Consider the following 13952-nt stretch of genomic DNA (forward strand, 5'->3'; position numbering starts at 1 on the left):
AATCGTTTTCTACGCAACCGAACCACGAGCGACAAGCTCCCGCGCGAGTTGAAGATAGGCCTGGGCCGCGGCGTGCTCCGGTGCAAACGTGGTGATGGGTTGAGCGGCAACACTCGCGTCGGGGAATTTCACGGTTCGCCCAATGACCGTTTCAAGAACCTGATCACCAAAGACCTCCACAACGCGCTCAAGAACCTCACGCGAGTGCAGGGTACGCGCATCGTACATCGTAGCGATGATACCGTCCATGGTGATAACAGGGTTGAGTCGATCACGAACCTTCTCTATCGTCTCGATGAGCAGGGCAACACCACGAAGCGCAAAAAATTCGCAGGCCAGCGGAATAACAACGCCGTGACTTGCGGTGAGAGCGTTCACCGTGAGAAGACCGAGCGAGGGTTGACAATCAATCAGTATGACATCGTAGTCATTACTGACCTTGCGCAGGACACCCGCCAAGATTTGTTCACGAGCAACCTCATTAATGAGGTGAACCTCTGCCGCAGAAAGATCAATATTCGCCGGAATGACATGGAGATCATTGATAGCGGTGGTCTGGATCACCTCGCGGGGGTCTTTGACGCTGCCCAGGAGCAGATCATAGATAGTGGGAACATCGTGGCTCGCAACACCAAGGCCGGCAGACAGGGCTCCCTGCGGATCAAAGTCAACCGCAAGCACCCGACGCCCATACTGAGCCAGCGCGGCCGCAAGGTTGATCGAGGTGGTAGTTTTCCCCACTCCCCCCTTCTGGTTACACAGCGAGATAATACGTGCGGGTCCGTGGCTTTGCAACGGTGCGGGAACGGGGAACTCTACTACCGGTCGGCCGGTCGGTCCCAGGGCCGTCCCCGCAACGGTGCTCTTGCTGTGTGCCACAGGCCACCCACTCCTTCATCTCGCAACCCAAAAACTTTCTTCCCTATCTTATCGTCTCACCACATTCGTCCCCTGTGCGGAGGCGTACCCCTTCGTTTAATGCTGACCGTCGTGCCCTCAAAAAGTGGTTTTAGTATCGATAGACCTGCTAGCGTTCATCGTATGGGCAGCAATTCTGAGAGGTCTTCAAGAAACCGTTCGGAGCGGGAGACAAGCCCAGCCGTCGAACGTCGGGTTCTTATTATTTCGCTCCTTGCTTCCCTGGCGATCTCCATCCTCGCCATTGTGTGGGGAATTCTTGCGGGGGCTCGCATCATTCTCTTTGATGGCGTCTACCTTCTGCTCGGACTCCTACTCACCTGGATTTCGCTGCGGGTGTCACAAGCGGTTGAAGACGGCCCCACGGCTCGTCACCCTTTTGGACGAGCAAGTCTCACCCCGTTTGCAATCTCGCTCCAAGGGTTGGCCCTTCTTGGCACACTCATCTACGCTGCGGGCGATGCCATAGTCATCGTTCTCGGGGGCGGCAGCGACGTTGCACCGCTATCTGTTGCTGTCTACGGAACGGTAACCGCGGTGATTGGCTATGCAGTCGCTTATAGGCTGCCTCGCCTTGCGGGCAGCTCCGAACTGGTGGTGGTCGAAGCCGCCCAGTGGAAAGCCGGGGCCGTTCTGAGCACCGTCATGGCTGCGGGAGCGGGCGCCGCCCTCCTCTTCTCAACCATGCCCAACCTCTCCGGGGTGGTTCTCTATCTTGACCCGGCTCTTGTTCTTATCGCGGTTGCTATTCTGCTCCCCATTCCCATCAAGCTTCTGCGCTCAGGGTTTAACGAGTTACTGGAGGGCGCACCCGCAAAAGCGGTGCAGAACTCTGTCCACGCCATCGTGCGTGAGGTTCAGCAAGAGTTCTCACTGGGAGAGCCCATTGTTCGTATGCACAAGATCGGGCGACGCCTGTACCTGGAGATTGATTTTATCGTTCTGGCGGGCGAGTGGGATGTTTCGGACGAGGATCAGGTGCGACGTGCCATCATCTCCCGGGTAGAACCGCTCGGCTACGACCTGTGGGCGAACGTTGAACTCACCACCGACCGACGCCTAGTCGAGTAGCCGTCGTCATCTATACGGCTCTAGTGAGGCTTTCCGCCACCGGCTGATCGGGCACGAGGGTGGGCGGTGACATACATATCTCGCAGGGTGTCCACCGTGACTAGGGTATAGATCTGCGTTGTTGCCACAGAAGAGTGTCCTAGCAGTTCCTGCACCGAGCGCACGTCGGCACCGCCCTGAAGCAGGTGGGTTGCAAAAGAGTGCCGAAAGGTATGCGGAGACACGGGGACGCCGATCTGAGATTTTTCAGCGGCATCCTGAATAATCAACCACACGCTCTGCCTGCTGAGGGGGGCTCCTCGAGAGCCCAAAAACAGCGAGGGCGTCCCCCTGCCTCTCGCAGCCAAGACAGGCCGCGAGCGCACAAGATAGGCACTCAGCGCATCATGTGCAAAACTTCCGTAGGGCACAATCCGCTGTTTATTACCCTTACCTGTCACCCGTATGAGGTTGTCTTCTCCCGCCAAATCGTCCACGGTGAGTCCGGTGATCTCTGACACCCTCGCACCGGTTGCATACAGCAACTCAAGCAGAGCCTTGTCACGCAGAGCAATCGGTTCATCACCCGTTATCGCCCCCAAAACGCTTGCCATCTGGTCAATGGAAATCGCTTTGGGCAGCTTTCGACCGCGTTTGGGAGGGGAAAGCTCCAGGGTCACATCCTCCTCCGCGAGCCCTTCCGCGTGCAAATAGCGATGTAATCCCCTCACGGTCGAGAGGACTCGGGCGATCGAAGAGGCGCTCAAAGGGTCCTGCCGTGTCACCAAGTGCCCTAAAAAGTCAGACACCTCGCGTTCTGTGATTTGTCCAAAGTCGGTAATACTATGCTCTGTACACCACAGAGCGTATACCTCGAGGTCACGCCTGTACGCCTCAACAGTATTGTGAGATAAACCCCGTTCGAAAGAAACATAGCGCAGAAAATTACGGATGGCCCGATCAAGGAGCTGCCCTACGTCACCCTTTCCCCGCGCCATGTCGGTCACGAGCGGTCACCCCTCACCCACTCACGCCGCTCCCAATTCTCTGACGCGTCTCCCAGCGTCAACCAGTTCTCTTCCCGCGCTGCGTGGGCCGCAAGAATACTCACGACTAAGCAGGGGTTTTGAAGGTCACGTCGCAGAACCGCGTGAAAAACATCTGTGAGTGGAAACCAGGCGTGTTCTAGGTGGGCTTCCTCGGCCACCCGCACAAACTTCTCCGCAACCGGGGCAAGACCGCGCGCCAGAAACACCCGGATGTTTTCAGTGCTACCACCGGGTGTGGTATAAAAATCGGTCAGTAACGCCCACTCGGAGGCTTGAAAGTCGGCCTCCTCCATCAACTCACGCTGAGCGGCGGCGAGAGGACTCTCTCCCACAACATCCATCAGACCGGCGGGTATTTCCCACTCATGGGCCCCCACGGGGTGCCGATACTGCTTGATGAGTAAGACCCGTTCCCCCTCATCAAGCGCAAGCACCGCAACCGCTCCCGTGTGATCCGTGTACTCACGGGTAAGGGATTCCCCTCCAAGCACAAATGTGTCGCGACGAATATCCCAGACCGCACCGTGAAAAACAACCTCGCTCTTCACAATTTGCACATCATCCGCGGGAGTATCAACAAGTTCTACTCCACCGATCTGCTCATTGATCCAACGCTCACCGGGAGCATCTTTTTCACGGTGGTTAGACATCCTCGGTTTTCACCTCGAAGAGACGGGTCGCCTGCTGACGTGTGAGCGATGCCTTGATTAAACCGGCAAAAAGCGGGTGGGGTCGTCCGGGACGCGAACGTAATTCGGGGTGGGCCTGAGTGGCAACATAAAACGGGTGTGTGCCCCGGGGAAGCTCCACAAACTCCACCAGATTGCCGTCGGGACTCAGACCGGAGAATTGGAGTCCCGCACGTTCAATATCCCCACGATAGGCGTTGTTAACCTCATAGCGGTGACGGTGGCGTTCCTGACAGGAATCAGCCTGGTAGAGCTCGGCCACGATTGAGCCGGGAGACAGTTTGGCCTCGTAGAGACCAAGGCGCATGGTACCGCCCAGGTCGCCCCCCTCGATGATGCTCACCTGCTCCGCCATGGTTGCAATAACGGGTTGTGTGGTCTCGGGGTCAAATTCGGTCGATGATGCCTCCCCCAGACCCGCCATGTTGCGAGCGTATTCAATAACCATGCACTGCAGCCCCAGGCAAATCCCCAATACGGGGATACCATTTTCTCTCGCAAACCGCAGGGCATTCAGCTTTCCTTCAATTCCACGGATACCAAAACCGCCGGGAACGCAGATACCGTCAACACCGGCGAATGCCTCCCTGACGCCCTCTTCGGTTTCGCAATCGTCCGAGGGAATCCAACAAATCGTGACCTTTGCTCCGTGAGCAAATCCTCCAGCTTTAAGAGCCTCAGTGACCGAGATGTACGCGTCAGGAAGATCAACGTATTTTCCTACCAGACCGATTGTGAGCTCGTGTTTAGGGTGATGCACGGCGTCGAGGACGGGCTGCCACTCGGACCAGTCCACCTCGTTCACACGAAGACCCAGGCGTTCGGTGATGTAGGCATCAAGTCGTTGGGAGTTCAACATCGCAGGAATATCATAGATACTCGGCACATCAACAGCGTTTACCACCGCGTCAGCATCAACATCGCACATCAGGGCAATCTTACGTTTGTTGGAATCCGTCACGGGACGGTCACTACGCAGAACGATGGCGTCCGGCTGAATCCCGATGGAGCGGAGAGCCGCTACGGAGTGCTGAGTAGGTTTTGTCTTCTGCTCTCCCGAAGCCCCCATAAAAGGTACGAGGGAAACGTGCACAAAAAACACGTTTTTACGCCCGAGTTCGTGGCGCAATTGGCGTGCAGACTCTAAAAACGGCTGCGATTCAATATCGCCCACGGTTCCACCGACCTCGGTGATAATCACGTCGGGGCGAGGATCAAGGGATGCCTGCTGGCGCATACGATACTTGATCTCATCGGTAATGTGTGGAATGACCTGCACGGTGTCGCCCAGATACTCTCCGCGACGCTCCTTTGCGATCACGCTCGAATAAATCTGGCCGGTGGTTACGTTTGCCGAGCGATCCAGGTTGATGTCGAGAAAACGTTCGTAGTGACCGATATCGAGGTCTGCCTCGCTACCGTCATCGGTGACAAAAACCTCACCGTGTTGGAACGGGTTCATCGTCCCCGGATCAACATTGAGGTAGGGGTCAAGTTTCTGCATGACAACACGCAGACCGCGTGCGGTAAGAAGGTTTCCCAGGCTGGCCGCGGTGAGTCCCTTGCCTAAAGAAGAAACGACACCACCGGTCACAAAAATATGCTTGGTGATGTCGCCCGAAGTACCCGTTTTATTGTTATCCGTCACGGGCTTCAATCCTAACACCTATTCAATTTGAGTTGTCCCCATACCCCGCAAAAACCGCAAAATTCACAGCCTCCGTGTGGGGAGTTCCCCTCTCAGCGCAAGTTCTGAGCCGGAACAACAACCTGCTTCACGATCATAAGCAACGCCGCTGTGACGGGGATTGCGATGAGGGCACCTAAAAGACCCAGAAGTGTCCCTCCCGCCAGCGCACCAATCACCACGAGTGAGCCGGGAACCGACACCACCCGATTCATGATGCGGGGTGTGAGCAGGTATGACTCCACCTGCATAAAAATTATGTAGTAGATGCCGATACCCAGAGCCGTAGCGGGAGAGTTGAAGAGGGCCACAATCACCACCAAAACGGTTGCGATAACAGAACCGATGAGGGGAATAAGCGCCAGGCAAAAGACAACAACCGCGAGTACCTCGGCGAAGGGAACCCCAAAAATTTTCATGGCGATAAAGCCCAAAATGGCATTTATGAGGGCAAGAACCACCATGCCGTTTACATAGCCACCCACCGACTTTGATACCTGCTCCGTGATATCAATCACTTTGGCTCGTTTTGAGCGGGGAATAAGAGAGTAAGCGCCCTGCTTCATCCTGCTCAGCGACGCCAAAAAATAGAGGCTCAAGATGAGCACAATGATCGTCGCGGTCACCCCGTTTGCCACGCCTATTCCAGCCTGCCAGATACCACCCGCAAGGTTGGTCCAGTTTTGCGGATTGCCGATAAAATCGGTACCCATCTGCAAGAGTCGTGACAGATCAATCGCGCTGTCAAACCGCGACGAAAGATCCCGAAACCACTCTTGATTCTGAACATCGGTGAGATAGTGAGGGTACAACCGCATCATATCCCCCACCTGCCGAGCGAGGACCGGGACGATCAGAGCAATGAGTCCAAAAACGACGAGGGCAAAGCCTCCAAAGACAACCCCGATAGACAACCCCCGACTCATGCGGCGCCTTTCGAACCAGCGCACGATGGGGTCGAGACCCAGCGCTATAAAAAGCGCCGCAACAATATAGATGATAATGGTTGAAAGTCGCTGAAGGGCAAAGCCCATGACGATTGCCGCTAAACCACCGAGGGTGACGATAAATCCGAGCGCAAACGGTGATCGCACAGACACCGTCCTCGTCCGACCACGCTCCTTTCGGGGACTAGTTTTATCTTTGGAGACGGAGTCGACCGGGGTCACCGCATCCGCATCCGCGACAGGTTCTCCCACAAGCGCGCCCGTGTCGTCCTCCCGCTCGGAAGTGCGTGTGCGATCTTCTGCCGCACCCTTATCTTTTTTACCACCAAAGATCATGGCCCGACCCTAGCGCGATTTTAATCGTTTGGGCTGGAGGCACGCTCTAGCGGGTGACGTTTCTCAAACAAATAATTTTGAACTACTTTACCGGGGCAAAGCCATGTCGAGCAGTTCTCGCGCATGACTCAATGCACTTTCGGAGTCGCTCAGCCCAGAGAGCAACCGAGCAATCTCAGCGGCTCTCTCTGGCCCCCGTAGCACCCGCACACTGCTCTCGGTATAACCACCGGAGCTGTCTTTAACAATCTGTAGGTGGTTATTGGCAAACGCCGCCACCTGAGCCAGGTGAGTGACCACGATCACTTGAGATTGCTGCGCGAGGCGCGCAAGGCGCTTGCCGATCTCAATTGCGGAGGATCCTCCCACCCCCGAGTCCACCTCGTCAAACACAAAAGTGGGGACAGGGTCCGCCCCGGCGACCACAACCTCGATGGCGAGCATTATTCTGGAGAGTTCTCCACCGGAGGCCCCCTTTGAGAGCGCACGTGGCTCGCTACCCGGATGGGGCTGGAGTAGAAGCATGACCTCGTCGTTACCGTGAAGCGCGGGTTCTGCGAGGGGCTGTATGCTCACCACAAGTTTTGCGTCGGGCATCGCCAAAGCCGTAAGTTCCTGAGATACGGCATCGGCAAGCTGGGCTCCCGCCGAGGCGCGGCGCTCCGAGAGAACGCCTGCCAGCTGTGCAAGAAGAATTTTATCCTCCTCAATAAGCTGGGAGAGTTCTTCGACCCGCTCATCGTCGCTATCAAGCTCGAAGAGGCGCTTCCCCGCGCTCTGCTCCAGGGCAATAACATCGCTCATTTCCGGCCCGTACTTGCGGATTAGTGAGGCAATCGCAGACCGTCGTTCCTGCACCTGCTCAAGCTCACGCGCACTTTCTATATCAAGTCCGGCAAGATATCCTGAGAGCTCAGTAACAACGTCGTCAAGCAAAAATCCTACGCTCGAAACGGTCTCCACGATGGGAGCTAGAGCGGGATCAAATCCGACAACCTTTTCCAGGTCTCGCCTCGCTCGGTCAACCAGTGCACGCGCGTCAAAGGCGGTGGCGTCTAAAGAGTCGCTCGAGAGGGCTTCAAGAGCACCGCCCGTTGCCTCCCGAAGAGCTTCAGCGTGTGTGAGTCGCTCAGCCTTTTCGGTGAGTTCGATGTCTTCGCCCTCCTGCGGTGCCACCGCCGCGATCTCTTCAACCGCGAGCCGCAGCTCCATTGCCTCGCGCTGTCGCTGATCTCGCTCAGCGCGAATAGTGTCATATTCGTTTTGACGTGCGGCCAAGCGCCGATACACTTCCTGATAGTCTTTCAGCGCGGAGAGTCCCGGTTCACCCGCAAAACGATCAACAACTTCTCGCTGTGCAGACGCGGAGCGAAGTCTCTGCTGATCTGACTGCCCGTGAAGCACAACAAGTTCACCAGCTAGCTCAGCAAGAACACCGGCGGGCGCTGCACCCCCGCCAACAGCGGCTCTGCTGCGCCCCTCGCTCGAAACCGTGCGACCCAGAATAAGTTCGCCGTCTTCGACACGACCTCCCGCATCGCGAACGCGTTCAGCCACCGGGCCGTCATCATCCACGGACCATACACCCTGTACCCGAGCCTGATTCGCACCCGAACGAACCGAACCCGCATCGGCTCGCGCGCCCAACAAAAGCCCCAGCGCTGTGACCACCATGGTCTTTCCCGCACCTGTTTCACCCGTGATGGCGGTAAACCCCGCTCCCAGAGGCAGGGAGGCGTTTCGGATCACGCCAAGGTCGCTAATAGAGAGTTCATCAATCACCGCGTTTTAGTCCTCTCCAGCCCTCTACCGGCAAATGAAATTTGTTAACGAGCCTATCGGTGAATGGCGCGTCCGCGATCCGAGCCAGCCGCACCGGGATCTCGGATCTCTTAACGATAACCCGAGCTCCCTGGGGAAGATCCCAGGCCCGTCGACCGTCGCACCACAGAACACCGTCTCCCTGATTTCGGTCAAGGACCTCAACAACAATTGAGGAACCAGGATCAACAACCAGGGGACGGTTAAACAGCGAGTGTGGACTCAGGGATACCACGAGTAGAGCCTCCACACTGGGCCAGACGATCGGCCCACCAGCGGAGAAAGAATACGCCGTAGAACCGGTGGGAGTTGAGATAATCACTCCGTCGCAGCCAAAGCTGGATAGTGGACGTTCATCCACTTCAATCATGACCTCAAGCATGCGCTCACGCGCGGCTTTCTCAAGGGTTGCCTCATTAAGCGCCCAGGTTTCGTAGACAATCTCATCGCGATGTTTCACCCAGACCTGCAACGACAACCGTTCTTCAACCGTGTACTCGCCCCTGAGCAGGTGAGTGGTTGCCTTGGCTAAATCGTGTTTTTCGCTCTCAGCAAGAAAACCAACGTGCCCCAGGTTCACACCGAGGATAGGCGCTGCAGCCCCCCGCAGGACCTCTGCCGCGCGCAAGATAGTGCCGTCACCACCCAACACTATGGCGCTATCAATCTCGGAAACAGAAACATCGTCATATAGTAAGGCAATGTCTAACGCGGATCCTGCAAATTCAAGTACACGCTGACGCTCCTCGGCAGCCATCACGGGAATCACTCCCGCCTCAATAAGCTGCTGGCAAACTGTGAGTGCAGCCTCCAACGCCTCAGCCCTTGCGGTGTGAGAGACAAGCAGCATATACCTCACAGACCCGTCACCTATGCCTGAAATAAGCTGTGTCACGAGGTTATTCTCCTGTCAATTGCACGATGGTCTGCTCCCATTCTCCAGGACTCTTGCCTATCTCGGCGCTCAACCACACAATATATTCATGATTACCTGAAACACCGACAATGGGAGAAGCGATAAGACCTCCGACCCCAAGCCCCAAAGAGTAAGCATTCTCTAGAACCAAGCGTATCGCCCGGGCACGGTCCGCCGGTCGCGTGACAATCCCCCCTTTCACACCACCCCGCCCCACCTCAAATTGAGGCTTCACAAGAAGCACAAAATCTGCGTGTGGGGCGCTGCTTTCGCGAAGTGCGGGCAGAACGGTGGTCAGGGAGATAAAAGACAGATCGGCAACAACCAGTTCCGGTGTTTCTGGGCTACCGGTAGCCTCACGCAACAGGGCAGGCGTCATATAGCGGGCATTAAATCCCTCCGCCAGGATGAGTCCTTCGGCCTCATGGAGGGCAGGAGCAAGCTGACCGTGACCAACCTCTATGGCAAATACACTGCGAGCACCTCGTTCCAGCAGCACCTGACTAAAACCACCGGTTGACGCCCCCACGTCCATGGCGGTGCGCCCGGCTACCGATACCCGGGGAAAGGCATCTAACCCAGCAACCAGCTTGTGAGCGGCACGGCTGACAAAACGATCTTCGGTTACGACCGCAAGAGCGTTGTCCGGGGAGACCCGGTGAGATGATTTCCTCACCACCACCCCGTCAACCTTTACATCACCGGCGGCGATGAGAGTGTTAGCGTGGCTGCGGGAACGTACCAAACCTCGAGAAGTAAGAGCAGCGTCTAGCCGCTGAACGGTCACTGCTGCGTCCACTTCAATGAGAGTCTCCGCGTTCAAGCCGATTTTGCAGCTCAGCATAAACCTGCTGGTAGGCTTCTGCGCGCCGCTCGAGAGGCTGCTCCTCAATTATGTTTAAACGCGGCAACAGTCCGTCGTCATCTCTCAAGAAGGTCTCAACCTCATCGCTTTTTTGAGTGTTGTCATCACTACTGGCCATACATCTAGGTTATCCCCGAAATAAATGTTTTATTTGAGAAAGATCAGGAATTCTCAATAAAGATGATAGTCAGGTTGGATACTCTCCAGGGTTATAGCTTTCCTAAGAAAAGGGGTCAGAATAAAGTTCTGACGGGACTCGCAACCCATAGATCGCAAGCCCAGAATTCCAGATTGCTGCACATCCCGCGCGTAACAGGTTCAGTTTGCTGCTCCCCGAACGGACAATTTCGACCAGATTATCGCGCATGCGGACTTCGGCATCGCCAACCCTAACCGAGCCGGTTTTGGGGTCAACAACGGTTTGAGGGTAGGGCTCATGTAACTGTCGCAGATCTTCGATAATGTAGTCCGGACGCATCGTCTTATCCGCTGCCACAAGTTGTTTGGGCCTATCAACACCGGTAAGCACCAGCACAGATTTAATACCGGCACGGCGCGCCCCCAAAATATCGGTGTCTAGCCGATCGCCAATCATGAGGGCGTTTCGCGACGAAAACCGCAAAAAGGCCTCTTCAAAGATCGCTGTTTCGGGTTTTCCTGCAAAAACGGGTAACCGGCTTACGGCGGTGTGCACGGCTGAGACAAGGGTTCCGTTGCCGGGGGCAAGCCCTCGAGCAACGGGGATAGTCCAGTCCGTGTTGGTTGCAACCCAGGGGATTCCCGTCTCTCCTTCGGGGGCGGCCAACGCAAAAGCGGCCTCGGCAAGAGCGGTCCATCCCACTTCGGGAGCAAACCCTTGAACAACCGCCGCCGGTCCATCATCCGCGGAACGGGTCACAACAAATCCCGCGCGTTCCACCTCTACAACTAGGCCTTCACCGCCCACAACCAGAACGGTTGAGCCCTCAGGAACTAGCTCAGATAAGAGCGTTACCGCAGCCTGTGGAGAAGTTACCACGTCGCTCGGAGCCACCGACAATCCGAGTTCCGTGAGATGTGTGGCAACCGAGGCATCGGTTCGTGAGGCGTTATTGGTTATATAGGCTATTCGAGCGGATTCGGAAGCCCGGTTAAGCGCGTGCACCGCGTGAGGAATCGGGCGAGGGCCTTTATAGACAACCCCGTCGAGGTCGGCCAGAAGCAGGTCGATACCGGTGATCGGGGCAGGCTCCTCAGGCGTGGTTTTCTGGCGAAAGAGTGCCATCCGTATCCGCCTCCTCGTCAAGCTTATTGAGGATATCAGCACCGGGTGTCTCTACATCAACCGTCCGATCCGCAACTGTATCAGCATCCGTGCTCATAGCGTCATCGGTGTTCATATCCACAACAGCATCGACACCAGCACCGCTCACAGCATCGGCGCCAGCACCCGTATCTGCATCCACCTGTACAGCAGCCTCCGTTTCCGCCCTCAGAGCGGCATCAGCGGCATCAACTTCTCGAGCTAGCTCATCATCCATCACATCGAAAATGTCGATAATCTCAGGATTACCAAATTTTTCTTGGAGGGCTTCTTCCGCTATCTTTGCTCTCTTACGCCACCCGGCGGCCTCTTCTCCACGCCCCAGGTCCTGAAGCACCTCCGCATACGCCAGGTAAAGGTCGGGGCTATAGCTAAACGCTCGGTTAGGGTCAAGCTGAGGGATTTCTAGTTCCTCGAGAGCCCGTTCCGTCTGTCCTAGGTCTAACCGCGCTCCAGAAAGTGCGATCGCTATTGAAACCTGCTCCTCGGCAGGAAATTTTTTACGGTCGACGCTTGCACCCAACTCAAGCGCACGATCTGGACGCCCCATCCCCCGCTCACAATCGATCATCATTGCGAGGTGAGTGTCAGAACCAGAGATGCGTCGATAGGTTCGAAGTTCTCGAAGGGCAAGCGCAAAGTCCCCTATCCGGTAGGCCGTGATGGCAAGGGTCTCCCGCACAATTGCGATTCGACCCGCGCGACGCGACGCTGAAATAGCGTGTTGATGCGCAAGCTCTGGGTCGCTGTCGATGAGACGCACCACCATGGCAAGATGTTTCGCGACCAGATCTGCGTTTTCCGAGGCAAGGGTTTTCAACTCGAAACGAGCCCCCTTGTTCAGTTCGTTAGGTTGCAGATCGGATGGAAGCTCAGGATCGTTGTGACGGACACGCACGCTTCTGAGGCCACGCGCAAGAATCTCTTCCTCAGTCAGCTCACGACGTTCTCCGCTAAATTGCGATCTGTTGTCATTATCTCCGTAGAGCTTACGCCCCTGCCCACCGCGCCGTGGACGGCCAGGACGATCAATCCGACCTCCCCGTTCCCGGTGATACTTCTTACGGTTTTCATCAAAACTTTCTTGGGGGTTGGAGCTATCACGAAAGTTTCGTTTCTCTCCTTGCGCACCGTCATGCGCGCTATCATTATTCCACCGTGCCCCACCTTTATCCCGAAAATCCCTATTCGGCTTACCGCGATCACGAGAATCCCTATTCGGCTTACCGCGATCACGAGAATCCCTATTCGGCTTACCGCGATCACGAGAATCCCTATTCGGCTTACCGCGATCACGAGAATCCCTATTCGGCTTACCGCGATCACGAGAATCCCTATTCGGCTTACCGCGATCACGAGAATCCCCGCCCCATCGAGGCTCACCTGCACCGCGAAATTCCTTATTCGATTTACCGCCATCATGCGCAGAGCCATCACGATCATAGGGTCTCCGGGCATTTTGCTGTGTCCCCTCGCCGTATCGTGGCCGTCCAGAACGCGCTGGTCTGCCACCCAGATAGGAGCCCTCACCCCGCGACGACCGCTCACCACGATAAGAACCCTCACCCCGCGACGACCGCTCACCACGATAGGAACCCTTGTTCCCTCGATGACTCGCATTATCAGTTTGGGAACCATACGAGCGATCTGAAGAAGAATACTTACGTGTGGTTCCGTCTCCTGATCTTTCAGCAAAGGGCTTCTTGTTACCGTTCGGGCGCTTTAACTGTCCGTACTTTTTATCAGTAGAAGAATCACGAGAGTTGCGTGAACGCTCAACTCTACCGTCCGGATCGTTCTGATCTTTTTCAGACATTATTTCTCCTCGTGCTTCTGGCACATCGCTAGCTGATACGCACCTACAATACGATGTGCAACAGTGTCATTCTTCTACTATGGACTTATAAGCGTTCAATATACACACGCCTCCTGAACGCAACATTTCAAACATGGTACTTCAGAACACTGTGGTTAAAGCAGAAGAGGGAAGATAAAGAAAAATAGCTGTCTTTCTTTATCTTCCCTCTTTTATATAGTTTTTGTTCGGCGGTGTCCTACTCTCCCACACGGTCCCCCGTGCAGTACCATCGGCGCTGTGAGCCTTAGCTTCCGGGTTCGGAATGTCACCGGGCGTTTCCCTCACGCTATAACCACCGAAACACTCGTGATACAACCAACCACCCACACCCCCACACACAAGGAAGAGGGGCGGGTTCTGGAGTAATCAACAACATGTTCCAATCACACATTATTTACTTACATCAGTTCTTGATCGTCTATCAAGAACCACAAAGTGGACGCACACAACACACAACAATAACTGTCTTACACAACCCCACCACCACCATAAAATACAGGCGGGGTGAGTAAA

13 protein-coding genes and 1 rRNA gene are annotated in these 13952 nt (G+C 55.8%); 1 reads left to right on the top strand and 13 read right to left on the bottom strand.

Going from position 1 to position 13952, the window contains the following annotated elements; all coding sequences use genetic code 11:
• Positions 1-9: 9 nt before the first annotated feature.
• Complete coding sequence (locus FrondiHNR_RS08965) at positions 10-879, bottom strand: AAA family ATPase (protein ID WP_279352435.1); 870 nt, start codon at positions 877-879, stop codon at positions 10-12.
• A 162-nt stretch (positions 880-1041) separates the two neighbouring features.
• Here FrondiHNR_RS08965 and FrondiHNR_RS08970 point away from each other — a divergent pair, with 162 nt between their 5' ends.
• A complete protein-coding gene (locus tag FrondiHNR_RS08970) occupies positions 1042-1989 on the top strand; it encodes a cation transporter (RefSeq protein WP_279352436.1) in 948 nt (315 codons plus the stop codon).
• A 20-nt stretch (positions 1990-2009) separates the two neighbouring features.
• Here the strand turns inward: FrondiHNR_RS08970 and xerD are convergent, their stop codons facing one another.
• The 12 genes from xerD to rrf form a co-directional block, all read right to left on the bottom strand.
• The gene (gene xerD / locus FrondiHNR_RS08975; protein WP_279354521.1) at positions 2010-2966 is read right to left on the bottom strand and encodes a site-specific tyrosine recombinase XerD; all 957 of its coding nucleotides are present in this window, start codon (positions 2964-2966) and stop codon (positions 2010-2012) included.
• 5 nt (positions 2967-2971) lie between these two features.
• Complete coding sequence (locus FrondiHNR_RS08980; protein WP_279352437.1) at positions 2972-3667, bottom strand: NUDIX hydrolase; 696 nt, start codon at positions 3665-3667, stop codon at positions 2972-2974.
• Complete coding sequence (locus tag FrondiHNR_RS08985) at positions 3660-5354, bottom strand: CTP synthase (RefSeq protein WP_279352438.1); 1695 nt, start codon at positions 5352-5354, stop codon at positions 3660-3662. The genes FrondiHNR_RS08980 and FrondiHNR_RS08985 overlap by 8 nt, the downstream gene beginning before the upstream one ends.
• Positions 5355-5446: 92 nt before the next feature.
• Positions 5447-6676, bottom strand: a complete 1230-nt coding sequence (locus FrondiHNR_RS08990; protein WP_279352439.1) for an AI-2E family transporter — start codon at positions 6674-6676, stop codon at positions 5447-5449.
• 87 nt (positions 6677-6763) lie between these two features.
• Positions 6764-8458, bottom strand: coding sequence for a DNA repair protein RecN (recN, locus tag FrondiHNR_RS08995; RefSeq protein WP_279352440.1), 1695 nt, complete (start codon positions 8456-8458; stop codon positions 6764-6766).
• Positions 8451-9347 (bottom strand): NAD kinase, encoded by an 897-nt coding sequence (locus tag FrondiHNR_RS09000; protein WP_279354522.1) that lies wholly within the window; start codon positions 9345-9347, stop codon positions 8451-8453. The genes recN and FrondiHNR_RS09000 overlap by 8 nt, the downstream gene beginning before the upstream one ends.
• A gap of 49 nt (positions 9348-9396) precedes the next feature.
• Positions 9397-10212 (bottom strand): TlyA family RNA methyltransferase, encoded by an 816-nt coding sequence (locus tag FrondiHNR_RS09005; RefSeq protein WP_279352441.1) that lies wholly within the window; start codon positions 10210-10212, stop codon positions 9397-9399.
• A gap of 1 nt (position 10213) precedes the next feature.
• Positions 10214-10396 (bottom strand): hypothetical protein, encoded by a 183-nt coding sequence (locus FrondiHNR_RS09010; protein ID WP_279352442.1) that lies wholly within the window; start codon positions 10394-10396, stop codon positions 10214-10216.
• A gap of 102 nt (positions 10397-10498) precedes the next feature.
• Positions 10499-11542, bottom strand: coding sequence for an HAD-IIA family hydrolase (locus FrondiHNR_RS09015; RefSeq protein ID WP_279352443.1), 1044 nt, complete (start codon positions 11540-11542; stop codon positions 10499-10501).
• A complete protein-coding gene (locus FrondiHNR_RS09020; RefSeq protein WP_279352444.1) occupies positions 11511-12479 on the bottom strand; it encodes a hypothetical protein in 969 nt (322 codons plus the stop codon). The genes FrondiHNR_RS09015 and FrondiHNR_RS09020 overlap by 32 nt, the downstream gene beginning before the upstream one ends.
• A gap of 35 nt (positions 12480-12514) precedes the next feature.
• Positions 12515-13276, bottom strand: a complete 762-nt coding sequence (locus tag FrondiHNR_RS09025) for a hypothetical protein (RefSeq protein ID WP_279352445.1) — start codon at positions 13274-13276, stop codon at positions 12515-12517.
• A 346-nt stretch (positions 13277-13622) separates the two neighbouring features.
• A 5S ribosomal RNA gene (gene rrf, locus FrondiHNR_RS09030) occupies positions 13623-13739 on the bottom strand.
• Positions 13740-13952: the final 213 nt, after the last annotated feature.

This window comes from Lysinibacter sp. HNR, assembly GCF_029760935.1.
Classification (GTDB): domain Bacteria; phylum Actinomycetota; class Actinomycetes; order Actinomycetales; family Microbacteriaceae; genus HNR.